Origin of the sequence: Pseudomonas sp. RC10-4-2 (assembly GCF_050433085.1) — a bacterium.
Lineage (GTDB): Bacteria > Pseudomonadota > Gammaproteobacteria > Pseudomonadales > Pseudomonadaceae > Pseudomonas > Pseudomonas aeruginosa.
Genome location: NZ_JBNPXX010000003.1, coordinates 574,227 through 598,882, shown reverse-complemented (window position 1 = coordinate 598,882; position 24,656 = coordinate 574,227). Strand labels below are relative to the sequence as shown.

Annotated in this window: 25 protein-coding genes; 16 read left to right on the top strand and 9 right to left on the bottom strand. The window is 63.6% G+C overall.

Annotated elements, in window-relative coordinates; all coding sequences use genetic code 11:
- Positions 1–139 precede the first annotated feature (139 nt).
- Entirely contained in the window at positions 140–772 is a 633-nt protein-coding gene (amrR, locus tag FHW81_RS18225) for an efflux pump transcriptional repressor MexZ (protein ID WP_003088626.1), read from the top strand.
- A 5-nt stretch (positions 773–777) separates the two neighbouring features.
- Here the strand turns inward: amrR and FHW81_RS18220 are convergent, their stop codons facing one another.
- Positions 778–1,002, bottom strand: coding sequence for a DUF3203 family protein (locus FHW81_RS18220; protein ID WP_023116590.1), 225 nt, complete (start codon positions 1,000–1,002; stop codon positions 778–780).
- Between the two features lie 153 nt (positions 1,003–1,155).
- Here FHW81_RS18220 and FHW81_RS18215 point away from each other — a divergent pair, with 153 nt between their 5' ends.
- Both FHW81_RS18215 and galU read left to right on the top strand, forming a co-directional pair.
- Entirely contained in the window at positions 1,156–2,517 is a 1,362-nt protein-coding gene (locus FHW81_RS18215; protein WP_016253509.1) for a UDP-glucose 6-dehydrogenase, read from the top strand.
- A 47-nt stretch (positions 2,518–2,564) separates the two neighbouring features.
- Positions 2,565–3,404: a UTP--glucose-1-phosphate uridylyltransferase GalU gene (gene galU / locus FHW81_RS18210; protein ID WP_003088639.1), complete on the top strand. Its 840-nt coding sequence runs from the start codon at positions 2,565–2,567 to the stop codon at positions 3,402–3,404.
- A 180-nt stretch (positions 3,405–3,584) separates the two neighbouring features.
- Here the strand turns inward: galU and FHW81_RS18205 are convergent, their stop codons facing one another.
- Positions 3,585–4,007: a VOC family protein gene (locus tag FHW81_RS18205; protein WP_060774246.1), complete on the bottom strand. Its 423-nt coding sequence runs from the start codon at positions 4,005–4,007 to the stop codon at positions 3,585–3,587.
- Positions 4,008–4,151: 144 nt separating this feature from the next.
- Between FHW81_RS18205 and gorA the strand changes: the two genes are divergently transcribed.
- A complete protein-coding gene (gorA, locus tag FHW81_RS18200; protein ID WP_003100366.1) occupies positions 4,152–5,507 on the top strand; it encodes a glutathione-disulfide reductase in 1,356 nt (451 codons plus the stop codon).
- Positions 5,508–5,561: 54 nt separating this feature from the next.
- Here the strand turns inward: gorA and FHW81_RS18195 are convergent, their stop codons facing one another.
- Both FHW81_RS18195 and FHW81_RS18190 read right to left on the bottom strand, forming a co-directional pair.
- A complete protein-coding gene (locus tag FHW81_RS18195) occupies positions 5,562–6,563 on the bottom strand; it encodes a bile acid:sodium symporter family protein (protein ID WP_023091374.1) in 1,002 nt (333 codons plus the stop codon).
- A 153-nt stretch (positions 6,564–6,716) separates the two neighbouring features.
- On the bottom strand, positions 6,717–7,109 hold the full coding sequence (locus FHW81_RS18190) for a hypothetical protein (RefSeq protein WP_003088646.1): 393 nt from the start codon (positions 7,107–7,109) through the stop codon (positions 6,717–6,719).
- Between the two features lie 132 nt (positions 7,110–7,241).
- Between FHW81_RS18190 and FHW81_RS18185 the strand changes: the two genes are divergently transcribed.
- The 3 genes from FHW81_RS18185 to FHW81_RS18175 all read left to right on the top strand — a co-directional run bounded on the left by FHW81_RS18185 (position 7,242) and on the right by FHW81_RS18175 (position 8,797).
- On the top strand, positions 7,242–7,715 hold the full coding sequence (locus tag FHW81_RS18185; RefSeq protein WP_003100361.1) for an Lrp/AsnC family transcriptional regulator: 474 nt from the start codon (positions 7,242–7,244) through the stop codon (positions 7,713–7,715).
- A 23-nt stretch (positions 7,716–7,738) separates the two neighbouring features.
- The gene (locus FHW81_RS18180) at positions 7,739–8,056 is read left to right on the top strand and encodes a winged helix-turn-helix domain-containing protein (RefSeq protein ID WP_003450460.1); all 318 of its coding nucleotides are present in this window, start codon (positions 7,739–7,741) and stop codon (positions 8,054–8,056) included.
- Positions 8,057–8,125: 69 nt separating this feature from the next.
- Positions 8,126–8,797: a hypothetical protein gene (locus tag FHW81_RS18175; RefSeq protein ID WP_003450462.1), complete on the top strand. Its 672-nt coding sequence runs from the start codon at positions 8,126–8,128 to the stop codon at positions 8,795–8,797.
- Between the two features lie 76 nt (positions 8,798–8,873).
- On the opposite strand, the gene FHW81_RS18170 is transcribed toward FHW81_RS18175, so the two are convergent.
- Both FHW81_RS18170 and FHW81_RS18165 read right to left on the bottom strand, forming a co-directional pair.
- Positions 8,874–9,131, bottom strand: a complete 258-nt coding sequence (locus FHW81_RS18170) for a hypothetical protein (RefSeq protein WP_023091373.1) — start codon at positions 9,129–9,131, stop codon at positions 8,874–8,876.
- Positions 9,128–9,382: a DUF1127 domain-containing protein gene (locus tag FHW81_RS18165; protein ID WP_023091372.1), complete on the bottom strand. Its 255-nt coding sequence runs from the start codon at positions 9,380–9,382 to the stop codon at positions 9,128–9,130. Before FHW81_RS18165 ends, FHW81_RS18170 begins: the two co-directional genes overlap by 4 nt.
- 179 nt (positions 9,383–9,561) lie before the next feature.
- Between FHW81_RS18165 and FHW81_RS18160 the strand changes: the two genes are divergently transcribed.
- From FHW81_RS18160 to FHW81_RS18150, 3 genes are all read left to right on the top strand, one after another.
- On the top strand, positions 9,562–10,986 hold the full coding sequence (locus FHW81_RS18160) for a PLP-dependent aminotransferase family protein (protein ID WP_003088661.1): 1,425 nt from the start codon (positions 9,562–9,564) through the stop codon (positions 10,984–10,986).
- Between the two features lie 134 nt (positions 10,987–11,120).
- Positions 11,121–12,029, top strand: coding sequence for a siderophore-interacting protein (locus FHW81_RS18155; RefSeq protein ID WP_171893964.1), 909 nt, complete (start codon positions 11,121–11,123; stop codon positions 12,027–12,029).
- The gene (locus tag FHW81_RS18150; RefSeq protein WP_003100350.1) at positions 12,029–12,703 is read left to right on the top strand and encodes a class I SAM-dependent methyltransferase; all 675 of its coding nucleotides are present in this window, start codon (positions 12,029–12,031) and stop codon (positions 12,701–12,703) included. The genes FHW81_RS18155 and FHW81_RS18150 overlap by 1 nt, the downstream gene beginning before the upstream one ends.
- A 7-nt stretch (positions 12,704–12,710) precedes the next feature.
- Here FHW81_RS18150 and FHW81_RS18145 read toward each other — a convergent pair whose 3' ends face one another.
- On the bottom strand, positions 12,711–14,369 hold the full coding sequence (locus FHW81_RS18145; RefSeq protein ID WP_023091370.1) for a thiamine pyrophosphate-binding protein: 1,659 nt from the start codon (positions 14,367–14,369) through the stop codon (positions 12,711–12,713).
- 734 nt (positions 14,370–15,103) lie between these two features.
- Here FHW81_RS18145 and FHW81_RS18140 point away from each other — a divergent pair.
- Positions 15,104–15,625, top strand: a complete 522-nt coding sequence (locus FHW81_RS18140; protein WP_003113514.1) for a class I SAM-dependent methyltransferase — start codon at positions 15,104–15,106, stop codon at positions 15,623–15,625.
- A gap of 125 nt (positions 15,626–15,750) precedes the next feature.
- Positions 15,751–17,226 carry a hypothetical protein gene (locus FHW81_RS18135; RefSeq protein WP_171893963.1) on the top strand — a complete coding sequence of 492 codons (1,476 nt, stop codon included), beginning with the start codon at positions 15,751–15,753 and terminating at the stop codon, positions 17,224–17,226.
- Between the two features lie 124 nt (positions 17,227–17,350).
- On the opposite strand, the gene FHW81_RS18130 is transcribed toward FHW81_RS18135, so the two are convergent.
- Positions 17,351–17,665 (bottom strand): AzlD domain-containing protein, encoded by a 315-nt coding sequence (locus FHW81_RS18130; protein WP_003088669.1) that lies wholly within the window; start codon positions 17,663–17,665, stop codon positions 17,351–17,353.
- Positions 17,650–18,360, bottom strand: coding sequence for an AzlC family ABC transporter permease (locus tag FHW81_RS18125; RefSeq protein ID WP_003162262.1), 711 nt, complete (start codon positions 18,358–18,360; stop codon positions 17,650–17,652). Before FHW81_RS18125 ends, FHW81_RS18130 begins: the two co-directional genes overlap by 16 nt.
- Before the next feature lie 553 nt (positions 18,361–18,913).
- On the opposite strand from FHW81_RS18125, the gene FHW81_RS18120 reads away from it, so the two are divergent.
- The 4 genes from FHW81_RS18120 (at position 18,914) to FHW81_RS18105 (ending at position 24,557) form a co-directional block, all read left to right on the top strand.
- Positions 18,914–20,290 carry a glutamine synthetase family protein gene (locus FHW81_RS18120; RefSeq protein ID WP_003118546.1) on the top strand — a complete coding sequence of 459 codons (1,377 nt, stop codon included), beginning with the start codon at positions 18,914–18,916 and terminating at the stop codon, positions 20,288–20,290.
- 156 nt (positions 20,291–20,446) lie between these two features.
- The gene (locus FHW81_RS18115) at positions 20,447–21,817 is read left to right on the top strand and encodes an APC family permease (RefSeq protein ID WP_003106497.1); all 1,371 of its coding nucleotides are present in this window, start codon (positions 20,447–20,449) and stop codon (positions 21,815–21,817) included.
- Positions 21,818–22,304: 487 nt separating this feature from the next.
- The gene (gene sstT / locus FHW81_RS18110) at positions 22,305–23,534 is read left to right on the top strand and encodes a serine/threonine transporter SstT (protein WP_003106499.1); all 1,230 of its coding nucleotides are present in this window, start codon (positions 22,305–22,307) and stop codon (positions 23,532–23,534) included.
- A gap of 120 nt (positions 23,535–23,654) precedes the next feature.
- Positions 23,655–24,557: an RluA family pseudouridine synthase gene (locus FHW81_RS18105; protein ID WP_003106501.1), complete on the top strand. Its 903-nt coding sequence runs from the start codon at positions 23,655–23,657 to the stop codon at positions 24,555–24,557.
- Positions 24,558–24,656 lie beyond the last annotated feature (99 nt).

Sequence of the window (24,656 nt, the reverse complement as noted above, 5' to 3'; positions counted from 1 at the left end):
CGAGCTTGCCCGGGAAAGGGCACCGCAACTCACGAGCGGCGCGACAGTAGCATATAATCAATCATGAGTGATTAATTAATTGGCGTTTCTGTAACATATCCTTATGATCTGCGGCGCCTTTCCCTTGTGAGGACGTTCAGTGGCCAGGAAAACCAAAGAGGAATCCCAGAAAACCCGCGACGGCATACTCGATGCCGCCGAGCGGGTTTTCCTGGAAAAGGGCGTGGGCACTACTGCCATGGCCGACCTGGCGGACGCCGCCGGGGTTTCTCGCGGTGCGGTCTACGGCCACTACAAGAACAAGATCGAGGTCTGCCTGGCGATGTGCGACCGCGCCTTCGGCCAGATCGAGGTACCCGACGAAAACGCCAGGGTGCCGGCGCTGGATATCCTCCTGCGCGCCGGCATGGGCTTTCTCCGCCAGTGCTGCGAGCCCGGTTCGGTGCAGCGGGTGCTGGAGATCCTCTACCTCAAGTGCGAACGCAGCGACGAGAACGAGCCGCTGTTGCGCCGCCGCGAGCTGCTCGAGAAGCAGGGGCAACGCTTCGGCCTCCGGCAGATCCGCCGGGCGGTGGAGCGCGGCGAACTGCCGGCGCGGCTGGACGTCGAGCTGGCCAGCATCTATCTGCAATCGCTCTGGGACGGCATCTGCGGCACCCTGGCCTGGACCGAGCGCCTGCGCGACGATCCCTGGAACCGCGCCGAACGCATGTTCCGCGCCGGCCTCGACAGCCTGCGCAGTTCTCCCTACCTGTTGCTGGCGGACGCCTGAGGGCGTCAATCGTCCGCCATCAGGTGCCTGCGCTGGTCCTCGGCGCCGGCGACCGCCAGCCGCTGGGCGTCTTCCTCGCTGATGTGCAGGCGCTTGCCGTCGATGTAGAGCACCGACAGGCGCGCCTCGGCGTCGGTACCGATGCGCAGGCTGTCGACCGGCGCGCGATGCCGGCTGCCTTCGATCTCCACGCTGCAGACGCCTTGTTCCGAATCGATTTCGATGGACATGGGAGCCTCCTGTTTTTTCCGCCTACCTTGGGTGGACCCCGGGCATCCGCGCGGGTTCTGTCACGGTAGCTTCACGCCAGCGTCACGCGCCTGCCACCGCGCTTGGCTGCAATCGTCCGCAGAGAGAGGGCGAGGCCAGCGGAGGACGACGCCATGCGGCTATGCGTGATTGGTGCGGGCTATGTGGGACTGGTGACGGCGGCCTGTTTCGCCGAGATGGGCAACCAGGTGCGTTGCGTGGAGCGTGACCGCGAGCGGGTCGCGCGGCTGAGACGCGGCGAGATGCCGATCTACGAACCGGGCCTGGAAAGCATCCTGCGCGATCAGCTGGACGCCGCCCGCCTGACCTTCACCGCCAGCCTGGCGGAAGGCCTGGCCGACGCCGAAGTGGTGTTCATCGCCGTCGGCACGCCGTGCGGCGAGGACGGCTCGGCCGACCTCAGCCACGTGCTGGCGGTCGCCGAGCAACTTGGCGCGCAACTGCGCCAGGCCTGCATCGTGGTCAACAAGTCGACCGTGCCGGTGGGCACCGCCGAACGGGTCGAAGAGATCATCCGCCTGGGCCTGGCGCGCCGGCGCAAGCGCTTCCGGGTGGCGGTGGCGAGCAATCCGGAGTTCCTCAAGGAAGGCTCGGCGGTGGACGACTTCAGGCGCCCGGACCGGGTCATCATCGGCAGCGCCGAGACGCAGGCCGGGGAAACCCTGCGCCAGCTCTACGCGCCGTTCCTGCGCAATCACGAACGGGTCCTGCTGATGGGGCGCCGCGAGGCCGAGTTCAGCAAGTACGCGGCCAATGCCTTCCTCGCCACCAAGATTTCCTTCATGAACGAGATGGCCGGGCTGTGCGCCCTCACCGGCGTCGACATCGAGGACGTGCGCCGCGGCATGGGTAGCGACAAGCGCATCGGTACCCATTTCATCTACGCCGGCTGCGGCTACGGCGGCTCGTGCTTTCCCAAGGACGTCCGCGCGCTGATCCGCAGCGCCGAGCAACAGGGCTTCGACAGCCAGATACTGCGTGCGGTGGAAGCGCGCAACGCGCGGCAGAAGGAACTGCTCTTCGAGACCCTCGGCGAACTGTTCCAGGGACGCTGGCAAGGGCGCACGGTGGCGCTCTGGGGGCTGGCCTTCAAGCCGGGTACCGACGACCTGCGCGAGGCGCCGAGCCTGGTCCTGCTGGAGGCGCTGCTGCGCCACGGGGTGCGGGTCAGGGCCCATGACCCGGTGGCCAACGCCGGGGTCGCGGCACGCTATCCGGACGCGCTGGCGTGCGCCCAGTTGACGCTCCACGACTCGCCCTACGCGGCCGTCGAGGGCGCCGATGCCCTGGTGCTGGTGACCGAGTGGAAACAGTTCCGCCAGCCGGACTTCCAGAAAATCCGTGGATCCATGCGAACTCCCCTGTTGGTCGACGGTCGGAATCTCTACGCACCGGCGCGGATGGCGGAACTGGGCTTCATCTACCAGGGCATAGGACGTCCAAGGGCCGGGCATTGTAAGGCGAGCGCAGCCTGATTAGACTGCGCGCCATCCGCATACTTCGTCCATGTCGAAGGATTCTCATGATCAAGAAATGTCTTTTCCCGGCCGCCGGTTACGGCACTCGTTTCCTCCCGGCCACCAAGGCCATGCCCAAGGAAATGCTGCCGGTGGTGAACAAGCCGCTGATCCAGTACGCGGTGGAGGAGGCGCTGGAAGCCGGCCTTTCCGAGATCGGCATCGTCACCGGCCGCGGCAAGCGTTCGCTGGAAGACCACTTCGACATCAGCTACGAGCTGGAACACCAGATCCGCAACACCGACAAGGAAAAGTACCTGGTCGGCATCCGTCGGCTGATCGACGAGTGCACCTTCGCCTACACCCGCCAGGTGGAGATGAAGGGCCTCGGCCACGCCATCCTCACCGGTCGTCCGCTGATCGGCGACGAGCCGTTCGCCGTGGTCCTGGCCGACGACCTGTGCCTGAACCTCGAAGGCGACAGCGTGCTGAAGCAGATGGTCAAGCTGTACAACCAGTTCCGCTGCTCCATCGTGGCGATCCAGGAAGTGCCGCCGGAAGAGACCAACAAGTACGGCGTGATCGCCGGCGAGATGATCCGCGACGATATCTTCCGGGTGAACACCATGGTCGAGAAGCCGAAGCCGGAAGAGGCGCCGTCGAACCTGGCGATCATCGGCCGCTACATCCTGACCCCGGACATCTTCGACCTGATCGAGCAGACTGAACCGGGCAAGGGCGGCGAGATCCAGATCACCGATGCCCTGATGAAGCAGGCCCAGGACGGCTGCGTGCTGGCCTACAAGTTCAAGGGCAAGCGTTTCGACTGCGGCAGCGCCGAGGGTTACATCGAGGCGACCAACTTCTGCTACGAAAACCTCTACAAGACCGGCAAGGCTCACTGAGCCTCGCCGTTCCCGATGAAGAACGCCGCGTCCCCGATGGGGGCGCGGCGTTTTTCGTATGAGGCGAACGGCCATGGGGGGTATCCGCCCTACCTGAGCTGTCGGCGGGCGTGGCGTTGTTGGCGTCGGGCGAATAACCCCGCCAGCCTGGCCTGGGCCACGCGGCGCCTCCGCGCCCGGTCAGGGAATCGGCAGCGTCTCGGAACCCGGGCCCAGCGGCTGGCCGTAGCTGAACTCCACATAGTTGCCCGCGGGATCGCGCAGGCCGCAGTAGTAGCCGACCGGATAGGGCTCGTCGCGCGGCGCCCAGACCAGGCAGCCGGCGGCCTCGGCGCGGCGCGCCAGATCGTCTACCGCGGCGCGGCTGGAGAGGGCGAAGCCGAAATGACTGTAATCGTCGCTGGCCAGGTTGCGCGGCTGGCCGCCGGGCATGATGACGAAGATGAAGCGTTGTTCCTGGCCGGGTTCGGCCATCCAGACGATTTGCGAGCCTTTGCCGGGGCGCCGGTGGATCACCCGCATGCCGCAGAAGGTTTCGTAGAAGGCGATGCAGGCGTCGAGGTCGGGGACGTGCAGCGCCAGGTGGGTGAGGGTGGGGGACATCGCGCTTACCTCCACGGACAAGCATAGCCCATCGCCTGCCAGGCCCTGCGCTGAGCCGTTTCGACAGGTTTCTGCGTCGATCCGGCGGGAGCCGACGCTGGTGAATGGGTTATGCTGGAACGCATCTGATCCAGGAGTAGGAACATGTCTTTCGATTTCGATCTGTTCGTCATCGGCGCCGGCTCAGGGGGCGTACGCGCCGCCCGCTTCGCCGCCGGCTTCGGTGCCCGTGTCGCGGTGGCGGAGAGTCGCTACCTGGGTGGCACCTGCGTCAACGTCGGCTGCGTGCCGAAGAAGCTGCTGGTCTATGGCGCGCATTTCAGCGAGGACTTCGAGCAGGCCCGGGCCTATGGCTGGAGCGCCGGCGAGGCGCAGTTCGACTGGGCGACCCTGATCGGCAACAAGAACCGCGAGATCCAGCGGCTCAACGGGATCTACCGCAACCTGCTGGTGAACAGCGGGGTGACCTTGCTCGAAGGTCACGCCCGTCTGCTCGATGCGCACAGCGTCGAGGTGGACGGCCAGCGCTTCAGCGCCAAGCACATTCTCGTCGCCACCGGTGGCTGGCCGCAGGTGCCGGACATTCCCGGCAAGGAACACGCGATCACCTCCAACGAAGCGTTCTTCCTCGAGCGCCTGCCGCGCCGCGTGCTGGTGGTCGGCGGCGGCTACATCGCCGTCGAATTCGCCTCGATCTTCAACGGGCTCGGCGCCGAGACCACCTTGCTCTACCGTCGCGACCTGTTCCTGCGCGGCTTCGACCGCAGCGTCCGCGAGCATCTGCGCGACGAATTGGGCAAGAAGGGCCTGGACCTGCAGTTCAACAGCGACATTGCCCGTATCGACAAACAGGCCGATGGTAGCCTGGCCGCGACCCTCAAGGACGGCCGGGTGCTGGAGGCGGACTGCGTGTTCTACGCCACCGGGCGGCGGCCGATGCTGGACGACCTGGGCCTGGAAAACACAGCTGTGAAGCTGACCGACAAGGGCTTCATCGCGGTCGACGAGCACTACCAGACCAGCGAACCGTCGATACTCGCCCTCGGTGACGTGATCGGTCGCGTCCAGTTGACCCCCGTGGCGCTGGCCGAGGGTATGGCGGTGGCACGGCGATTGTTCAAGCCGGAGGAGTATCGCCCGGTGGACTACAAGTTGATTCCCACCGCGGTGTTCAGCCTGCCCAACATCGGCACCGTCGGCCTGACCGAGGAGGAGGCGCTGAGCGCCGGGCACAAGGTGAAGATCTTCGAGAGCCGCTTCCGGCCGATGAAGCTGACCCTTACCGACGACCAGGAAAAGACCCTGATGAAGCTGGTCGTGGATGCCCACGACGACAGGGTGCTGGGTTGCCACATGGTCGGCGCCGAGGCCGGCGAGATCCTCCAGGGTATTGCGGTGGCGATGAAGGCCGGGGCGACCAAGCAGGCGTTCGACGAGACCATCGGCATCCACCCGACCGCGGCGGAAGAGTTCGTCACCCTGCGCACGCCGACGCGCTGAGCCGCGTCTGAACGAAGAAGCCGGCCCCTGGGCCGGCTTCTTTCATTTTCGCGCTCAGCGCGAGGGGGCCTCGGCCAGCGCCGCCGCTGCGTCGTCGCGGCGCCTGGCGTAGCGTTGCGCGAGCACCGCGCAGACCATCAGCTGGATCTGGTGGAACAGCATCAGCGGCAACACCATCGGCCCCACCGCACTGGTGGCGAACAGCACCTTGGCCATGGGCACGCCGGTGGCCAGGCTCTTCTTCGAACCGCAGAAGACGATGGTGATCTCGTCTTCCTTGCTGAAGCCCAGGCGTCGCGCCAGCACCGTGGTCAGCACCAGGGCCAGGGCGAGGATCACGCAGCAGGCGACGGTCAGGCCGAGCAGCGCCAGCCAGGGTACTTCGTGCCACAGGCCCTGGATCACCGCGGCGCTGAAGGCGGTGTAGACCACCAGCAGGATCGAGCCCTGGTCGACATAGCGCAGCACCGGCTTGTTGCGCTCCACCCAGGCGCCGATCCAGCGCCGCAGGACCTGGCCAGCGATGAAGGGTACCAGCAGTTGCAGGGTGATCTTGCCGATGGCGTCCAGCGCGTTGCCGGTCTCGCCTTCGGCGCCGAGCAGCAGCTTGACCAGCAGCGGGGTAAGGAATACGCCGAGCAGGCTCGACACGGAAGCGCTGCATACCGCTGCCGGCACGTTGCCGTGCGCCAGCGAGGTGAAGGCGATGGAGGATTGCACCGTGGCCGGCAGGGCGCAGAGGAACAGGATGCCGAGGTACAGCTCCGGGGTGACCATCGGCGACAGTGCCGGTTTCAGCGCCAGGCCGAGCAGCGGGAACATCACGAAGGTGCAGGCGAACACCAGCAGGTGCAGGCGCCAGTGGGTCATGCCGGCGATGATCGCCTGGCGCGACAGCTTGGCGCCGTGGAGGAAGAACAGCAGGCCGATGCCGATGTTGGTCACCCATTCGAAGACCACGGCGGTCTGGCCGCTGCAGGGCAGGAAAGTGGCGAGAAGGACGGTGGCGATCAGCGCCAGGGTGAAGTTATCCGGAAGGAAACGCGGTCGGGACATGGGCACGCTCTGCAGGATCGGGGGAACACATGGCAGTCTTCTGGCTGCCTGGCGAACCTGCACTGTAGCCATGGGCTGGGCGACCGGCTAACGCCAGAAGGCCAGCCGATGACGCCGAATGGACAGGGCGGCCGCCGCGCCGCCCCGAGGGGCTCAGACGACGCTGGCCAGCAGCGGCTCGCTGACGCTGGGACGGACCTTGCCGGCATGGGGAGAGAACTCCAGGCGGACGGCGAGCACGGTGACCAGCGAGCGCAGCTTCTCCGCGATCACGCTGGCGCGGTGCTGGCTGAGGCCGGGGAAGGTCAGCAGCAGGCGGATCTTGTGGTCCTCGCGGTCGGCACGAACCCGCTCCGGGGTGAAGGACTGCACGGCGAACAGGTTGAGCACCCGGCACAGCAGGTCCGGATCGGCCATGCCCTCGATATGGAAGATCGACAGGGTCTCGGTATCTGCGCAGGAGGTTTCCCAGACGTTCGGGCGGATCACCTGGCGTTCTTCGCCGTCAGGGTGTTTGGCCAGGAAAAGGGGGGCGAGGGTTGACATGTGACGCTCCAGGCAGTGTTTCGACGAGAGAAATTCTCCCAGAGGCGTGCCGGATTTTTTCTCCTGTTTTTGCGTGATTTTGCGCTATATGTGCATACTTGATTCCTATATTTTTCTTTGTAGGGAATATTTATGTCCATTCCATTGGATATCTACGATCAGCGTATTCTTGCGTTGCTGCAGGAGGAATCCTCGCTTTCCACCGCCGAGATCGCCGAGCGCATCGGACTTTCCCAGTCGCCCTGCTGGCGGCGCATCCAGCGCCTGAAGGAGGAGGGGGTGATCCGCAAGCAGGTGACCCTGCTCGACCGCAAGAAGATCGGCCTGAATACCCAGGTATTCGCCCAGATCAAGCTCAACGCCCATGGGCGCAAGAACCTCACCGACTTCGCCGAGGCGATGCACCAGTTTCCCGAGGTGCTGGAGTGCCACGTACTGATGGGCGCGGTGGACTTCATGCTGCGTATCGTCACCCGCGATATCGAATCCTACGAACGCTTTTTCTTCGAGAAACTGTCGGCGGTGCCGGGCATCCAGGAAGTGAACTCCATCGTCGCCTTGTCGGAAATCAAATCCACCACTACCTTGCCCCTGCTCGCTCCCTGAGCCTTCCCGGAGAACGCCTGCCCATGACCATCAGCAAGACCAAGTCCAGCTTCTACCGCCGCCTCTACGTCGCCTACCTGATCGACAGCGGCACCGCCAGCGTGCCGGAGATCATGGCCGCCACCGGCATGCCCCGGCGTACCGCCCAGGACACCATCGCCGCGCTGGAGGAACTGGACATCGTCTGCGAGTTCGAGCAGCGGGAGGGCGCGCGCAACCACCAGGGCGGCTATGTCATCCGCGACTGGGGGGCGGTACGGCGGGAGTGGGTGGCAGAACAGCATGAACGGATCGCCGCTGCCCTGGAGTATCCTACCGGCGGCAACCTGGCTGGCCGGTGAGGGAGAAGCTTGCCCGGTGAAACCGTCTTTGGCTTACCCGATGGAAAACAAGGAAAAAGGAGATCTCGTATGGACGCACAGGAATTGCTGGACGCACTGCGAAAGAAGCTCGGCACGAGATACCAGGGAGAGTTGGCCGAGGCACTCGGCGTTTCGCTGCAGACGCTGACGAACTGGAAGAACAGCGACAAGAAACTGAGTGTCGAGCAGATCGCCGGGGCTATCGCGAAATCTCGCCAGGCCGCGGTGAAAACCTCCCAGTACGAAACCATCCGACCTGTCGTGGAGTTCTACGGGATAGAACGCTACCGTTCGCGCGATGACAGGAAATGGCAACTCTTCCAGGCGAACACCCTTTATGCGCAGGGACTCAAGGACAAGCTGCTGGATGCCCACGGCATCTACATCTTCTACGATTCCCGCGGGCATTCCATATACGTGGGCAAAGCCCGCGAGCAAAGCCTCTGGAAGGAAATGAACCTCGCCTTCAACCGTCCAAGGGCCATCCAGAAGATCGTCCTGGTTCCTCACCCGAAGAGAAACCAGACATTCAGTCCAGGCCACGAGAAGTTGCGACAGCCGAAGGATACTCAGCTGGAACTCTGCGATCTGGCGTACTTCTTCAGCGCCTATCAGGTCGTTGACGGAATGATCAACGATCTCGAGGCTCTCATGGTCCGGGGGTTCGCCAACGACCTGCTGAACGTGAAGATGGAAACCTTCGCCCATAGCCGGAGATGAGTGTTCGCGTGCGGCAGGGAGGGTGGGTTAAAAGAAGGAGGGGCTCAAACTGCCTCCCCTCCCGAGCATGCGTTCTTCAGATGCCGCGCTGTTCCAGGGTGGCCTGGCGGGCGCGCTGGGCCAGCTCCTCGGCGGGCTGGACGTTGCTGCCGGCGGTAGGCGGCGGTGACGGCATATGCGGCTTGAGGTAGGCCGCCAGGCTGACGCCGCAGTAGACCAGCAGGGCCATGGCGATCAGCGCCTTGTATGGGTCGATGTCGGATCGGCGCTTGCAGACCATACAGATATGCCCTTCGCTGGCTGGGCGTTCGCCACAGTTGCGACAGCGGATCATGCCTTCCTCCCGCCGGATTTTCCCGCCTGCCAGAACGCCAGCGAGGCTTCCTCGCGGGCCTGCTCGGCGCTCAGGCCGATATCCTTCAGTTCCGCCGCTTCCAGGTCCAGCAGCGCGCGCCGGGTCAACTGGCGTTGCCGGGCCAGGCGATAGCCGCGACGCAGGGCCTGCGCCAGGTTGTCCATCGCGGAGAGTGGGAAGGGGCCATCGAGGCGTTGGCGGCGCTCGGATTTCGCACTGAGTCGCGTCATGCTGCGTACTCCATATTGATCGGCTGGACGACGGAGATAGAATGGCCATCGCGCGCTGTTCCGTACAGGTCCAGAAAAGGTGGGTTGACTGCATACAGATCAAGCGCTCCCCGGCCTGAATGGTGGATTTCGCCACCATCTGTACCGGTCCCGCTTTCGCTCACGCTGGAGTCCCGTTCATGACCCTTTATCTGCAACTCGCCGAGACCCTCGGTTCGCGCATCGAACAGGGCCTCTACCGTCCGGGCGACCGGCTGCCCTCGGTGCGGGCCATGAGCATCGAGCACGGCGTCAGCCTGAGCACCGTGCAACAGGCATACAGGCTGCTGGAAGATCGCGGGCTGGCCGAACCGCGGCCGAAGTCCGGCTATTTCGTCCCGGCCGCGCGACAGATGCCGCCGCTGCCGGCGATCGCCCGCCTGGCCCAGCGGCCGGTGGAAATCTCGCAATGGGAGCAGGTGCTGGCCCTGGTCAGCACGGTGCCGCGACCGGACGTGGTCCAGCTCGGCCGCGGCATGCCGGACATCTCCAGCCCTTCGCTGAAACCGCTGACCCGCAGTCTGGCCCGGCTCAACCGCCACGCCGACGCCCGTGCGCTGGCCTACGACGGGATCCACGGCTCGCCGTTGCTGCGCGAGGAAGTCGCCCGCCTGTTGGTGGACTCCGGCTGTCGGGCCACCGCCAGCGACGTGGTGATCACCACCGGCTGCCACGAGGCCCTGTCGGTGAGCATCCGCGCGGTGTGCGAACCGGGCGACATCGTCGCGGTGGAGTCGCCGAGCTTCCATGGCGCCATGCAATCGCTGAAAGGCCTCGGCATGAAGGCCCTGGAGATCCCCACCGATCCGGTCAACGGCATCAGCCTGGAAGCCCTCGAACTGGCGCTGGAACAGTGGCCGATCAAGGCCATCCAGGTGACCCCGAACTGCAACAACCCGCTCGGCTACATCATGCCCGAGTCGCGCAAGCGGGCGCTGCTGGCCCTGGCCCAGCGCTACGACGTGGCGATCATCGAGGACGATGTCTACGGCGACCTGGCCTACACCTATCCGCGCCCGCGCACCATCAAGTCGTATGACGACGATGGCCGGGTGCTGCTCTGCGGGTCGTTCTCCAAGGTCCTGGCGCCGGGCCTGCGGATCGGCTGGATGGTACCCGGGCGCTACGCCGACCGCGTGCTGCACATGAAGTACATCAGTACCGGCGCCAGCGCCCTGCAACCGCAACTGGCGATCGCCGAATTCATCGGCAACGGCCACTACGAGCCGCACCTGCGGCGCATGCGCGCCCAGTACCAGCGCGGACGCGACCTGATGATCGACTGGGTGGCGCGCTATTTCCCGGAGGGCACCCGCGCCAGCCGGCCCCAGGGCGGTTTCCTGCTCTGGGTCGAGCTGGACGAGGCGTTCGACACCCTGCGCCTGGACAAGGCCTTGCGCAACCGCGGCGTACAAGTCGCGGTGGGCTGCATCTTCTCCGCTTCCGGCAAGTACCGGAACTGCCTGCGGATGAACTACGCGGCGTTGCCGACCCCGGCCATCGAGCAGGCGGTCAGGCGAGTAGGGGAGAGCGCTTGCGAGCTGCTGGAGCCTTGCGAGGCCTGAGCGGCAGTCGTGCTTTCGACGCAGTCGACGATTGCGCAAATAGCAAATGCTAATCATTCGCATTGTTTGCTAGAGTTGCCTGACGCATGCATCCGCCGGCTCCACTGGGCGCCGGTCACCAGGAGACCATCGTCATGTCGCAACCCGCCTATCGTCTGTTCAATGTCGAACTCAAGCGCCGTGAGCAACTCAGCCCGGCGCTGACCCGCTTCGTCTTCGGCGGTCCGGAGGTCGCCGAGATGAAGACCCTTGCCGCCGACCAGCGGATCAAGATCCTCTTCCCCGATGCCAGCGGCCAGCCGCCCAGCCTGCCCGGCGGCAGCGAGTGGTACCAGGCCTATCGCAGCGTCGAGCCGGCCCGCCGGCCGCCGATGCGTACCTACACCATCCGTGCGCTGCGCGCCGAGCAGGAAGAGGTCGACGTGGAGTTCGTCCTCCACGGCGAGAACGGCCCGGCCTCGGCCTGGGCGACCCACGCGCGGATCGGCGACCGCCTGCAACTGGCTGCGCCCAACCGGCAATACGGCGATGACCCCGGCGGCTACGAATGGAAGCCGCCGGCTGGCGTCCGCCATATCCTGCTGATCGCCGACGAAACCGCCTTGCCCGCGGTGGCGGGAATTCTCGAGGAGCTGGCCGGCGAAGCCGAGCCGCCGGTGGTCGAGGCCTTTCTCGAAGTGCCGGGAGAAGCCGATATCCTCGACCTGCCGGCGATTCCCGGTGCGCGCCTGCACTGGCTGCCGCGCCACCAGGCCGGCATCCATTCGCGCAACGGCGAGCGGATGATCGAGGCGGCGCGCCAGGCGCGGCTGCCGGAACGCGAGGTGGCGGGTGGTGCGGCCCAGGAACTGGAGGACATCGATATCGACGAGGAGATCCTCTGGGAACTGGCGAGCCCCGAGAGCGGCAGTTTCTACGCCTGGGTCGCCGGCGAGTCGGCGGCGGTGATGGCGATCCGGCGCTACCTGGTGCAGGAGCGCGGTATCGACAAGCGTCATCTGACCCTGATGGGCTATTGGCGCCTGGGCAAGGTGTTCGACTGATGGGCCGCTTCGTCGGGAAACAGGCGGACGGCTACGAGACGCGGATCGGCCGCCTGTTGCCGGGCTACGAGTTGCTGCACCTGCTCAGTCGCGCGCAGTTGCTGGCCCGTCTGCCGGAACGGGCGCGCCTGCTCAGCGTCGGCTGCGGCGCCGGCGGCGAACTGGCGGAGCTGGCCGGGTTGCGTCCAGGCTGGCGTTTCGTCGCGGCGGACCTGTCGGCCGACATGCTCGCCCTGGCCCGCCAGCGCTGCGCCAGGCTCGGCCTGCTGGAGCGGATCGAGCTGCACTGCGGCGACGTCGCCGGGCTACCGCCTGCGCCGCCTTGCGATGCGGCGCTGGTTCTGCTGGTGCTGCATTTCCTGCGCGGCGACCAGGCCAAGCGGCGCTTTCTCGAGGCGGTCGCCGAGCGTCTGGCGCCAGCGGCGCCGTTGCTGCTGGCCAACCTGATGGAAGCCCGGGACGCCTTCGAACGTCCGGTGCAGGCCGAGGCCTGCCGCTTGGCCGGGCTTTCCCCGGAGGACAGCGACGGCATGCTGCAACGCTTGCGCGAGGATTTCGATCCGTTGTCCGAGCAGCGCCTCGGCGAACTGCTGGAAGACACCGGCTTCGTCCTGCCCAGCCGCTATTTCCAGGCCGTGGGCTACCAGGCCTGGATCGCCTTCCGCGCCGGCTGAGGATGCCTCAGGCGAGGCGCGCCTGCGGCGTGATCTGGCGTGGGTCGGTCAGCAGCTCCAGCAGCGCCGGGCGTCCGCTTTCGCGGGCGCGGCGGAACGCGGCGGGGAAGTCGGCGCTGCATTCCACTCGTTCGGCGTGGGCGCCGAAGGCTCGCGCCAGGGCGACGAAGTCGGGGTTGTCCAGGCGGGTGGCGGATACCCGCCCGGGATATTCGCGCTCCTGATGCATGCGGATGGTGCCGAGCATGCCATTGTTGACCACGATCACCACCGGCGTCGCGCCGAACTGCGCGGCGGTCGCCAGCTCCTGCGGATACATCATGAAACAGCCGTCGCCGGCGAAGCACACCACGCTGCGCTGCGGATCGCGCAGGCTGGCGGCGATCGCGGCGGGCAGGCCGTAGCCCATGGCGCCGTTGGTCGGCGCCAACTGCGTGCGGGCCTGGCGATAGCGGTAGAAGCGATGCACCCAGACGGCATAGTTGCCGGCACCGTTGGCGATCACCGCGTCGTCCGGCAGGTTTTCGCTGAGGTACGCGACCACGGACGCCAGGTCGACGCCCTGGACGGCGGGGTCGCTCGCGGCCGGGGTCGAGTAGGCCAGGTAATCGGCATGGGCGGCTTCGCGCCAGTCCTGCCAGGTGCTCGAGGGCAACGGCGCGAGGTCGGCCAGGGCCTCGGCGAAGGCACACGGGGTGGCCTGGATCGGCAATCGCGCCAGGTAGACGCGGTTCAGTTCCGCGCTGTCCGGATGCACGTGGATCAGCGTCTGCGCGGGGGCTGGACTACGCACCAGGCTGTAGCCGGCGCTCGGCGCTTCGCCCAGGCGCGCCCCGACCACCAGCAGCAGGTCGGCCTGGCGCAGCCGCTCCAATAGCGCCGGCGCCGCGCCGAAGCCCAGTTGTCCGGCGTAGTGCGGGTCACGGTTGTCGAACAGGTCCTGGCGACGGAACGAGGTGGCCACCGGCAGGCCATTGGCCTCGACGAAGGCGCCTAGCCGTTTCCTGGCGGCACTGTCCCAGCCGCTGCCGCCAAGTACCAGCAGGGGGCGCCTGGCGTTCGCCAGCAGTTCGCGCAGTTCCGCCATCGCCGTGGCGCCCGGCCGCCCCGGAAGCACCCTTGGCTCCGGCGCATCGGCGACCTGCGCGAAACCGAAGAGGATTTCCTCGGGCAGGGCGACCACGACCGGGCCCGGTCGGCCCGAGGTGGCGACGCTGAAGGCGCGGCCGACGATCTCCGGGATGCGTTCGATACGGTCGATTTCCACGGCCCACTTGGCCAGGCCCGAGAACATCTGCACGTAGTCGACTTCCTGGAACGCCTCGCGGCCCTTGAAGGCGCTTTCCACCTGGCCGACGAACAGGATCATCGGCGTCGAGTCCTGCTGCGCCGTGTGCACGCCATTCGCCGCATGGGTGGCACCGGGGCCGCGGGTGACGAAGCAGATGCCTGGTCGGCCGGTCAGCTTGCCGTAGGCATCGGCCATGTTCGAGGCGGCACCCTCGTGGCGGGTGACGATGGTGCGGATGCCGTTGGCGTCGTGCAGCGCATCGAGCACCGGCAGGTAGCTTTCCCCGGGGATGCAGTAGACGGTATCGACGGCATTGCGCCGCAATGCCTCTACCAGGATCTGCCCGCCGTTGCGCTGGGGAAGGGAGTCGGACATGAGGGCCTCGCTGCGCACGTTGTGGTTGCCCCGATATTCGGCCCAAAGCGCGCCAGCGCCAAGCGACCTTTCTTCGCGAGTTCATTCCCGTGGCGCATGAACCCTCGTTCTTCGTTGCGGAGGAGGCCCCTTTCAGCGCTTCATCTGGACGAGAAGGGGACTGGAGCGTCATCGCAACGGGTCTCCTCTAGGCGGATCGGAGAGCGCGGTTTTCCGCTCGTTTCTCCATCTTCTCCTCAATTATGTCTATGTAACTATTTCCTCTAGCAAAAAGGATTGTTCTTACATTATTTATAAATTTTCTTTGTTAGTTTTTCCTCGAGCAGTGCTGTTTGGCGGCTTCCTGAGGGGAAGATTTTTGCTGGGGCGCTGAGATAGAGGACGAGTTTTTGTTTGGTCGTCGGTAAGTTTCGGCTTTTTGTCTTTTAGTCCGATGGGCAAGGGTACCAATGAGCAGGGAGGTTTTTAGGGTGAAATTTTTATCCGGTTTCTGGGAGCGCCGTCGTGCGAATGGCACTCCTCTAGTGTGTATCGAAGAGCGTGGCAGTGGTGCAGGCGAATTCTCGTCGGTGTCCCGTAGGGTTGAAACTGCTCCTGACGTACGTAGCGTTGCGTCTGCAGATTCGGAGCAGTGGATACATTCCCAGGAGTACGAGCTTTCTTTCTGGAAGGATAAATGGCCCTATCGCCATCTGTCTGTCGAGGAACTACAAGAGGCCCGGCATAAGGATGCAATGTGGTTTCTTGGGAAGATGGGGTTCACGTACGGCTCCTCGCATTATCGCTACGAAGGTTTTGAAGGTAAGGTTTTGGAAGTAGGTAGTGGGCCGATCGGCTTTTTCGAGAAGGTCGAAGGCGTGACAGTGACTGCCCAGGACTCATTGATGGGGCTGTATGCAGAGAATCTTCCATTCTCGATTCTCGGGGAAAGAGGTTCTTCTTGTTATATAAGGGATGGTGTTGCCGATATAGAGAGTGCGTTCGATTTCGTCGTTTGCTCAAATGTGCTTGACCATACGGCCGACTGGATCCAGTTCCTGGTTGACTGTGTGGGTAGGTTGAGGACGGGCGGTGAGCTACTGTTGGTGACTGACTCTCGCGGAGTTCCAGCAATCGGGCATACACAGATATTCAGCCATGATCAACTGGTTCGTGTCTTGGAGTTGCTGGGAGCAAAGCAGTTCAAGGTGAAAGCCGTCGAGCGGGAGGATGGCGTTCACTGTGACTATCGTCATTATTTTCGGGTGGTTTTCTGAATTTCTCCGTGTCAATTGCTCTGCCTGGACGGGCGCTAGATTGGTATCGGCATTTCGGGGCTGGAGCCGGAAATATTGTGTTGGTGGCCAGTGGTTGGATGGTTTTGATTGAAAAATAAAATATTATGAAAGGGATTTTCATGAAGAAGTCTATGATTTCTTGTTTGTGTTTTGTGCTTCTTCTGCACTTTTCATTGGTTTCGAAAGTTGCGGCGGAAGTCTTTTGTGAGTCTTGTCTACAGGTGCGGGTGGAGCGCCCGCTAGTAGTTAGGGGTGGGTCTCACGAGCCTGGCCTGGATACTAAGTTTTATGTAATAAAGCTCTCTGAAAATTTATTCAGAGGCTACAGTTCCGGAGGTGGTGATGCTTACGCAATAACCGGGCCGGAGGCCTGGTCTATGGGCTGGCCTGCCAATAAGGTGTTAAGTAAAGGTGCCGCAGGGTCCTACAGCGAGTGTGGAGTATGGATAAATTCTCCGGTTAAGATCGGAGATGTCTATGTTGCAGCCGTGCATCAGGAGCAAAAGTGCGACTACATCAATGGTGGGCAGACGCACAAGTCAATGGGGGTATCGTTTTCTTATGATGGTCTATCTTGGGTTAATCCAATTACTGTGTTGACCAGCCCTGAGGCACCGAAGATGGGGACCCAATCTGGGGAGGGTGACTGTTCACTGGTTCGGGCCCCCGATGAAGGCTACCTCTATATGTATTGTTTCAGGCCGGGGCGATGGGATAATATCGTGGCGCGTGCTCCGGAGGCATCTTATATGTTCCCGTCAAGCTGGAGGAAATTATATAAAGGAAATTGGAGTGAGCCTGCGGTTGGTGGTATGGCAGATAGTTTGGGTACTATAGGGAGTAGTGTTGGGTATTGGCGGGCTGGACGTAAAGTTATTGCGCTTGATCTCGATCCATGGTTTGGCGGGATAAAGCTGTCATTGTCCTCGGATTATAAGAATTTTTTTACTCTTAAGGATCCTCTTGTTCCGTTTGTTAAAAATGATTGGGATCGAAATTTAATCGGGAAGTCAACTGACTTAATCGCATATGTGGGGGTCGTGAATCTACTTGGCGGTGGGAATCGAGTTGATAATTCTGGATGGGGTATCACCTATACTTATATACCGCATGGAGGAACGCTAAAGGAAAAGTATCTCGTCTTTCAAGGGGTTAACATGAAGGTGGTTAGTGAACCTCAACAGGCTTCCGTAGGTTTGGCTCTTACCCGCTGGGAGCACAGGAGTGGGAAATACAGAGTTACTACTCTGCCTGTGGTGAGACAATCCGAGTACACCGAGCGTAATCGTATCGCATATCTCCTGACTCGTCCTGTCGTTGGTATTGAAACGCTTGAGGTGGAGGAGTGTGTGAATAGACAGGATCCCGATGATTATCTCGTGACTGATGCAGGAGGATGTGACGGGAGCGGACATGATCGAATCGCCACTATCGGCTGGGTGTATAAATACCCACAAAAAAATACGGTCCCTATTTATCGCTGTTACTCTCCGCTTGGCGAAAATCATTTTCTATCATCGAATGCAGGGTGTGATGATTTGGGAAGCTTGGAATGGAAGCTTGGATATGGTTTGAAGTAAGGCAAAAATTTTCGATTGCCGCTTCAGTTGTTTCCACCTGTTCTTACGAGCTATTGGTTTGTAGCCCCCTGCAAGAGGCTGTCTGCCGAAATCATGCCGTCCGGCGTGCAGCGACTGACATCGATCAAATCAGCCACCACTTGAACAGGAAGAAGAACGCCATGCCCAGCAGCATGCTCGCCAGGGTATTGCGGGTATAGAGCACCAGCGCCACGGTGACTGCGCCGCTGACCAGGTAGGGATTGTCGTAGCCGAGGTCGATGCGCCCCTCGGGCATGAACACGATGGGGCCGCAGATCGCCGTGAGCATTCCCGGCACGGCGAAACCGAGGAACTGCCGCAGGTTGCTGCCGAGGCGGATCGGCAGGCGCGGTTCGAGGAACAGGTAGCGGTTGAGGAAGACGATCGCGCCCATCCCGAAGATCACTGCCCAGACCATGGCGCCTCCCGATACAGCTTGTTGCAGATGAAACCGGCGGCCATCCCGGCGAGACCGGCGAGGACCAGCGCCGAACTCCATTGCCAGTGGCTGAACAGCACCGAGCAGAACAGCGAGGTGGCCACGCAGACCAGCGTCGGTACGTTGCGCACCAGCGGCGCGACCAGCGCGATGAAGGTGGCGGCGATGGAGAAATCCAGGCCCAGGTGTTCGAGACCGGGAATGCTGCGGCCAAGCAGGATGCCGGCGAGGGTGAACAGGTTCCAGGCGATATAGAAGGTCAGGCCGACGCCGAGGGCGTACCAGCGGTTGAAGTTGCGCCGGTCGTGCTGGCTGGCGAGGGCGAAGAACTCGTCGGTGAGCAGGAAGCCCAGGCCGATCCGCCAGCGTCCCGGCAGAGGCGACAGGACCGGCCGCAAGCTCATGCCGTAGAGCAGGTGCTGCGAGGTCAGGAGGAGGGTGGTGAAGATGATCGAAAAGAACCCGGCACCGCCCTTGAGCATGCCGATCGCCACCAACTGGGCGGCGCCGGCGAAGACGATGGCGGACAGGCCCTGGCCCTCGGCCGGGGTGAGGTTGGCTTCGATGGCCATCGATCCCGCCAGCAGCCCCCAGGGCGCGACGGCCAGGGACAATGGGAGGATGGCGACGGCGCCGCGGAGAAAGGCTTGGCGGGGCAGGTCGTGGGCAGTCATGGGGGCATGGCGGTGGTGAACGTCGGTCCAGCATGCCAGCAGGCGCATCGGGCTGGCTTGAACGATCTTGCTCTTCGTATCCGTTATCCACGCAGGCGAAAGCGGCCGGTGTCCTTCCTTATATAAGGAGGACGGGCAGGGCAGGCGGCGGACGAGCGAGGGCCGCTCGAGGGCGCTGCGAAGAATCGAGGGAGAGAAGAACCGGAGCGGAGCTAACGCGGATGCTGACCGATCTTGTGGCCGCGGAACTTGGCGCCGAGGGACGGCTGGTAGGACATGGAACACCCGGTTTATTGCTGTTGTAGGGTTGGCACAGCTTAGCCTTGTTCAATTTTTCGTACAACGGAGCCTGTAAAATATCTGCTGCACCAGGTTGAACACCTTGCCTGGCCTGGCTTTGGCCGCTTTCGCGATGCGCTGGAAGGCCCTGTCTACGGCCATTTCGCCGTCCGCGAGGGCGACGAGAGGGCTATTGACAACAAATTGGCTTTCCGATTGACTCTGGCTCCAGCCCCCGCATGATTGAAATTTTTAACAAAAAAGGTGTTGCATCATGTCGGTACCCCTGCGTGCCGTTCAGCTCACTGAGCCGAGCCTGTTCCTTCAGGAACATCCCGAGGTCCAGTTCGTCGACCTTCTGATTTCAGACATGAATGGCGTGGTTCGCGGCAAGCGAATCGAACGCAACAGTCTGCCCAAAGTCTTCGAAAAAGGTATCAACCTTCCCGCTTCCCTGTTCGCCCTCGATATCACCGGCTCCACCGTAGAGAGTACCGGCCTGGGTCTCGACATCGGCGACGCCGACCGGATCTGCTACCCGATCCCCGGCACCCTCTCCATGGAACCCTGGCAGAAGCGGCCGACCGCGCAACTGCTGATGACCATGCATGAGCTGGAAGGTGATCCCTTCTTCGCCGACCCCCGCGAAGTCCTGCGCCAGGTGGTGGCCAGGTTCACCGAGATGGAACTGACCATCGTCGCCGCCTTCGAGCTGGAGTTCTACCTGATCGACCAGGAGAACGTGAACGGCCGGCCGCAGCCGCCGCGCTCGCCGATCTCCGGCAAGCGTCCGCAGTCGGTGCAGGTGTACTCCATCGACGACCTCGACGAATACGTCGAGTGCCTCCAGGACATCATCGACGGCGCCCGCGCCCAGGGCATCCCGGCCGACGCCATCGTCGCCGAATCCGCACCGGCGCAGTTCGAGGTCAACCTGCATCACGTCGCCGACCCGATGAAGGCCTGCGACTATGCGGTGCTGCTCAAGCGCCTGATCAAGAACATCGCCTACGACCATGAGATGGACACCACCTTCATGGCCAAGCCCTATCCGGGCCAGGCCGGGAACGGACTGCACGTGCATATCTCGCTGCTCGACAAGCATGGCAACAACATCTTCACCAGCGAGGATCCCGAGCAGAACGCCGCATTGCGCCATGCGATCGGCGGCGTGCTCGAGACCCTGCCGGCCTCTATGGCCTTCCTCTGCCCGAACGTCAACTCCTACCGCCGCTTCGGTTCGCAGTTCTACGTGCCGAACGCGCCGAGCTGGGGCCTGGACAACCGCACCGTGGCCCTGCGCGTGCCCACCGGCAGCCCGGACGCGGTACGCCTGGAACATCGCGTCGCCGGCGCCGACGCCAACCCCTACCTGCTGCTGGCCTCGGTGCTTGCCGGGGTGCACCACGGGCTGACCAACAAGGTCGAGCCGGGTGCCCCGATCGAAGGCAACTCCTACGAGCAGTTGGAGCCGAGCCTGCCGAACAACCTGCGCGACGCCCTGCGCGAACTGGACGACAGCGAGATCCTGGCGAAGTACATCGATCCGAAGTACATCGACATCTTCGTCGCCTGCAAGGAAAGCGAGCTGGAGGAGTTCGAGTACTCGATCTCCGACCTCGAGTACAACTGGTACCTGCACACCGTGTGAGCATGGGCGGGCGGCTCCGGTCCGGCGCCGCCCGCCCGTTCTTCCGTCGAGGTTCCCACCCTTGCTGAAGGTAGACGGCGGCAAGCCTGCGGTTTCCGCCCGTCCGCCTTCCTTTGCTGTGCATTAGAAAAAGAAGAAATCGAGGCAAGCATACCCATGTCGAATCCTCCCCCCACCGCAGAACGAACCCAGCTTCGCAAGTCCCTCAAGCTGTGGCAGATCGTCATGATCGGGTTGGCCTACCTGACCCCGATGACCGTCTTCGACACCTTCGGCATCGTATCCGGGATTTCCCAGGGACACGTGCCCACCGCCTACCTGCTGGCCCTCGCCGGCGTGCTGTTCACCGCGATCAGCTACGGCAAGCTGGTCCGCCAGTTCCCCACCGCAGGCTCGGCCTATACCTACGCGCAACGAGCGATCAATCCCCATGTCGGCTTCATGGTCGGCTGGTCGTCGCTGCTGGACTACCTGTTCCTGCCGATGATCAACGCACTGCTGGCGAAGATATACCTGACCGCATTGTTCCCCGAGGTCGCCCCGTGGATCTGGGTGGTGATGTTCGTGCTGATCATGACCCTCATCAACATCAAGAGCGTGAATCTGGTCGCCAATTTCAACACCGTCTTCGTGCTGGTCCAACTGGCGATCATCGTGGTCTTCATCGGCCTGGTGATTCACGGCCTGAACAACGGGGAGGGGACCGCCACGGTGCTCAGTACCCAGCCGTTCTTCTCCGAGCACGCGCATCTCTCGGCGATGGTGGCGGGGGCGACGATCCTCTGCTTTTCCTTCCTCGGTTTCGACGCGGTGACTACGCTGTCCGAGGAAACCCGCGACGCCGGCAGGGTGATCCCGCGGGCGATCTTCCTCACCGCGCTGTACGGCGGGGTGATCTTCATCACCGTGTCGTATTTCCTGCAGTCCTATTTCCCGACCAACGTACGCTTCAAGGAACCCGACGCGGCGCTGCCGGAAATCGCCCTGTACGTCGGCGGCAAGCTGTTCCAGTCGATCTTCCTCTGCGCCACCTTCATCAATACCCTGGCGTCGGGCCTGGCCTCCCAGGCCAGCGTGTCGCGCCTGCTGTATGTGATGGGGCGGGACAACGTGCTGCCGGAGCGGATCTTCGGCTTCGTCCATCCGAAATGGCGTACGCCGTCGATCAACGTGCTCATCGTGGGCATGGTGGCGCTCTCGGCGATCTCCTTCGACCTGGTGACCGCGACCGCGCTGATCAATTTCGGCGCCCTGGTGGCCTTCACCTTCGTCAATCTCTCGGTGATCGTGCATTTCTATGTGCGCGGCGGGCGCAACCGCAGCCTCAAGGAGCATTTCCACTACCTGGTCCTGCCATTGCTCGGCGCGGCCATCGTCGCGGTGCTCTGGCTCAACCTGGAAAGCACCTCGCTGGTGATGGGGCTGATCTGGGCCGGACTGGGCTTCGGCTACCTGTTCTACCTGACTCGCAGCTTCAGCCGTCCGCCGCCGCGCTTCCAGGAGAGCGAGCTGAGCCCGACCCAGTGAGGCGAGCGGTGAATGGATTCAGCGGAAATGTGAAGGAAAAAGATTGGTAATCTTCACGAAATTTTCACGGTGACGGGTCAATCATGGACCCATGGCTAACGGACTAGCCCCCCATCTGAAGCCCGCCTCATGGCGGGCTTTGGCTATCTGCAGACAGCGAATTTCGCGTTTTCCCTCCTTTTCACAGGGATTTCCGGCCTCCCGGCTGGCAATGCGCCTGCGACGACATGTCCGAATCCAGACAGAATTGGACGCCCCCAAAAAGCGCAGACACGGCTAGAATCCACGCCGTCCCGATCCGGTTCGATGGCCGTGGCGGGGGAGCCCGGTATCCGCTGGTCGGTGTTTCCTGTGGTGCTGCGCGTCCTTCCCTAGACTACCCGGCTCGCTCGAACCATCCCTTCGCGGGGGCGGAACGGCACAGGGTCGTTCGGCATGGAAGCTGCCTGGGCCGGCCTTCGACACACCTATAAGAGTAGAAATCTGCATGACATACCCTGAACGTCCCCTGCTTCATCTGCTGACGCGTACCAGCCTGGTGGGCCAGATCATCGTCGGCCTGATCGCCGGCCTGCTGCTCGCCAGCTTCTTCCCGGCCGCCGCGCTCAAGGTCGGCTTCATCGGCAAGGTCTTCGTTTCCGCGCTGAAGGCCGTTGCGCCGGTACTGGTGTTCGTCCTGGTGATGGCATCCATCGCCAACCACAGGCAAGGCCAGCAGACCCATATCCGGCCGATCCTGCTGCTGTACCTGGTCGGTACCTTCAGCGCCGCGGTGGTGGCGGTGATCGCCAGCTTCGCCTTCCCCTCGAGCCTGGTGCTGGCCAGCCATCCGGGCGAGATGTCGCCTCCGGGCGGCATCGCCGAGGTGCTCCAGTCCCTGCTGCTGAGCGTGGTGGACAACCCGGTCAACGCCCTGATCTCGGCCAACTTCATCGGCATCCTGGCCTGGGCCATCGGCCTCGGCATCGCTTTCCGCCACGCCAGCGATACCACCCGCAACCTGCTCTCCGAGCTGTCCAACGGCGTCTCGCTGATCGTCAAGGTGGTGATTCGCTTCGCCCCGCTGGGCATCTTCGGCCTGGTCGCCTCGACCTTCGCCGAGTCCGGCGTCGAGGCCCTGAAAGGCTATGCCCACCTGCTGGTGGTGTTGCTCGGCTGCATGCTGTTCGTGGCCTTCGTGGTCAACCCGCTGATCGTGTTCCTGAAGATCCGCCGCAATCCCTATCCGCTGGTGCTGACCTGCCTGCGCGAAAGCGGCATGACCGCGTTCTTCACCCGCAGCTCGGCAGCCAATATCCCGGTCAACCTGCAGCTCTGCGAGCGTCTGGGCCTGCACGAAGACACCTATTCGGTATCGATCCCGCTGGGCGCGACCATCAACATGGCTGGCGCGGCGATCACCATCACCGTGCTGACCCTGGCAGCGGTGCATACCCTGGGCATCGCCGTGGACGTACCGACCGCGATCCTGCTCAGCGTGGTGGCGTCGATCTGCGCCTGCGGCGCGTCCGGCGTGGCCGGCGGTTCGCTGCTGCTGATCCCGCTGGCCTGCAGCCTGTTCGGGATTCCCAGCGAGGTGGCGATGCAGGTGGTGGCGGTAGGCTTCATCATCGCGATCCTCCAGGACTCCGCGGAGACCGCGCTGAACTCCTCGACCGACGTGCTGTTCACCGCAGCCGCCTGCGAGGCGGAAGAGCGCAAGGCGAGCGCCGCCTGATTCGATCCCTGGGTCACGGAAGAAACCGCCTTCGGGCGGTTTCTTCGTTTCGCCCCGGCGTGCTTTGACCTGTGCGCCGCGCTGCGGCCTAATGGTCGCCCGTCCTTCCCGAGTTGCCGCATGTCGTCTCCTTCCTTGCCCGATGCCAGTCTCCGCGCCAGCACCCTGCATCTGCCGGCCGGTCCCTGGAGCACCGTGCTCGACTGTCTCTGCGCGCGTTTCCCGGCCATCGACCGTGACACCTGGCTGGCGCGCATGCAGCGGGGCCGGGTGCTGGACGCCGAGGGGCGTGCGCTGGGCCCGCAGGCGGCATATCGCGAAGGCCTGCGTGTGCACTACTTCCGCGAGTTGCCGGTGGAGGCACCGATTCCTTTCGAGGCGCGCATCCTGTACCGCGACGAGCATCTGCTGGTGGCGGACAAGCCGCACTTCCTGCCGGTGATGCCGGCCGGCGGCTACGTCGAGCAGACGCTCCTGGCGCGGCTGGCCCGCAGCACCGGCAATCGAGACCTGGTGCCGCTGCACCGGATCGACCGGCATACCGCCGGGCTGGTGCTGTTCTCGACCAATCCCGGCAGCCGCGGGCGCTACCAGGCGCTGTTCCGCGAGCGGCGCATCGACAAGTGCTACGAAGCGATCGCTCCGGCCTTGCCGCAACTGGACTTCCCGTTGCTGCGCAGGACCCGCCTGGTGCCCGGCGAGCCGTTCTTCCGCATGCGCGAAGGCGAGGGCGAGCCGAACAGCGAGACGCGCATCGAGGTCGTCGAGCGCAACGGCCGCTGGTGGCGCTACCGGCTGTATCCGGTGACCGGCAAGAAGCACCAGCTGCGCGTGCACCTCGCGGCACTCGGCGCGGGTATCCAGAACGATGGGTTCTATCCCGAGCTGCTGGACGCCGAGGGCAGCCCCGACGACTACCTGCGGCCGCTCAAGCTGCTGGCCAGGGGGCTGCGCTTCGACGACCCGCTGAGCGGGGAGAGGCGTACGTTCGAATCCGGGCTGCGGCTCGATTGGCAGGTGTAGGCGACAGGCTCGCCAGCGGAATGCTGGCGTACGTCGCCGACCCGGAGCGCATGGCGCGTTTCTATGAACAGGTGCTCGGCCTGGAGGGCTGCGCGGGCG

What these genes read in the sequence shown, in the direction of transcription:
- FHW81_RS18220 (WP_023116590.1), bottom strand. Translation starts at nt 1,002, where the DNA reads ATGTCCATCGAAATCGATTCGGAACAAGGCGTCTGCAGCGTGGAGATC.
- FHW81_RS18215 (WP_016253509.1), top strand. Translation starts at nt 1,156, where the DNA reads ATGCGGCTATGCGTGATTGGTGCGGGCTATGTGGGACTGGTGACGGCG.
- galU (WP_003088639.1), top strand. Translation starts at nt 2,565, where the DNA reads ATGATCAAGAAATGTCTTTTCCCGGCCGCCGGTTACGGCACTCGTTTC.
- FHW81_RS18205 (WP_060774246.1), bottom strand. Translation starts at nt 4,007, where the DNA reads ATGTCCCCCACCCTCACCCACCTGGCGCTGCACGTCCCCGACCTCGAC.
- gorA (WP_003100366.1), top strand. Translation starts at nt 4,152, where the DNA reads ATGTCTTTCGATTTCGATCTGTTCGTCATCGGCGCCGGCTCAGGGGGC.
- FHW81_RS18195 (WP_023091374.1), bottom strand. Translation starts at nt 6,563, where the DNA reads ATGTCCCGACCGCGTTTCCTTCCGGATAACTTCACCCTGGCGCTGATC.
- FHW81_RS18190 (WP_003088646.1), bottom strand. Translation starts at nt 7,109, where the DNA reads ATGTCAACCCTCGCCCCCCTTTTCCTGGCCAAACACCCTGACGGCGAA.
- FHW81_RS18185 (WP_003100361.1), top strand. Translation starts at nt 7,242, where the DNA reads ATGTCCATTCCATTGGATATCTACGATCAGCGTATTCTTGCGTTGCTG.
- FHW81_RS18180 (WP_003450460.1), top strand. Translation starts at nt 7,739, where the DNA reads ATGACCATCAGCAAGACCAAGTCCAGCTTCTACCGCCGCCTCTACGTC.
- FHW81_RS18175 (WP_003450462.1), top strand. Translation starts at nt 8,126, where the DNA reads ATGGACGCACAGGAATTGCTGGACGCACTGCGAAAGAAGCTCGGCACG.
- FHW81_RS18170 (WP_023091373.1), bottom strand. Translation starts at nt 9,131, where the DNA reads ATGATCCGCTGTCGCAACTGTGGCGAACGCCCAGCCAGCGAAGGGCAT.
- FHW81_RS18165 (WP_023091372.1), bottom strand. Translation starts at nt 9,382, where the DNA reads ATGACGCGACTCAGTGCGAAATCCGAGCGCCGCCAACGCCTCGATGGC.
- FHW81_RS18160 (WP_003088661.1), top strand. Translation starts at nt 9,562, where the DNA reads ATGACCCTTTATCTGCAACTCGCCGAGACCCTCGGTTCGCGCATCGAA.
- FHW81_RS18155 (WP_171893964.1), top strand. Translation starts at nt 11,121, where the DNA reads ATGTCGCAACCCGCCTATCGTCTGTTCAATGTCGAACTCAAGCGCCGT.
- FHW81_RS18150 (WP_003100350.1), top strand. Translation starts at nt 12,029, where the DNA reads ATGGGCCGCTTCGTCGGGAAACAGGCGGACGGCTACGAGACGCGGATC.
- FHW81_RS18145 (WP_023091370.1), bottom strand. Translation starts at nt 14,369, where the DNA reads ATGTCCGACTCCCTTCCCCAGCGCAACGGCGGGCAGATCCTGGTAGAG.
- FHW81_RS18140 (WP_003113514.1), top strand. Translation starts at nt 15,104, where the DNA reads ATGTGGTTTCTTGGGAAGATGGGGTTCACGTACGGCTCCTCGCATTAT.
- FHW81_RS18135 (WP_171893963.1), top strand. Translation starts at nt 15,751, where the DNA reads ATGAAAGGGATTTTCATGAAGAAGTCTATGATTTCTTGTTTGTGTTTT.
- FHW81_RS18130 (WP_003088669.1), bottom strand. Translation starts at nt 17,665, where the DNA reads ATGGTCTGGGCAGTGATCTTCGGGATGGGCGCGATCGTCTTCCTCAAC.
- FHW81_RS18125 (WP_003162262.1), bottom strand. Translation starts at nt 18,360, where the DNA reads ATGACTGCCCACGACCTGCCCCGCCAAGCCTTTCTCCGCGGCGCCGTC.
- FHW81_RS18120 (WP_003118546.1), top strand. Translation starts at nt 18,914, where the DNA reads ATGTCGGTACCCCTGCGTGCCGTTCAGCTCACTGAGCCGAGCCTGTTC.
- FHW81_RS18115 (WP_003106497.1), top strand. Translation starts at nt 20,447, where the DNA reads ATGTCGAATCCTCCCCCCACCGCAGAACGAACCCAGCTTCGCAAGTCC.
- sstT (WP_003106499.1), top strand. Translation starts at nt 22,305, where the DNA reads ATGACATACCCTGAACGTCCCCTGCTTCATCTGCTGACGCGTACCAGC.
- FHW81_RS18105 (WP_003106501.1), top strand. Translation starts at nt 23,655, where the DNA reads ATGTCGTCTCCTTCCTTGCCCGATGCCAGTCTCCGCGCCAGCACCCTG.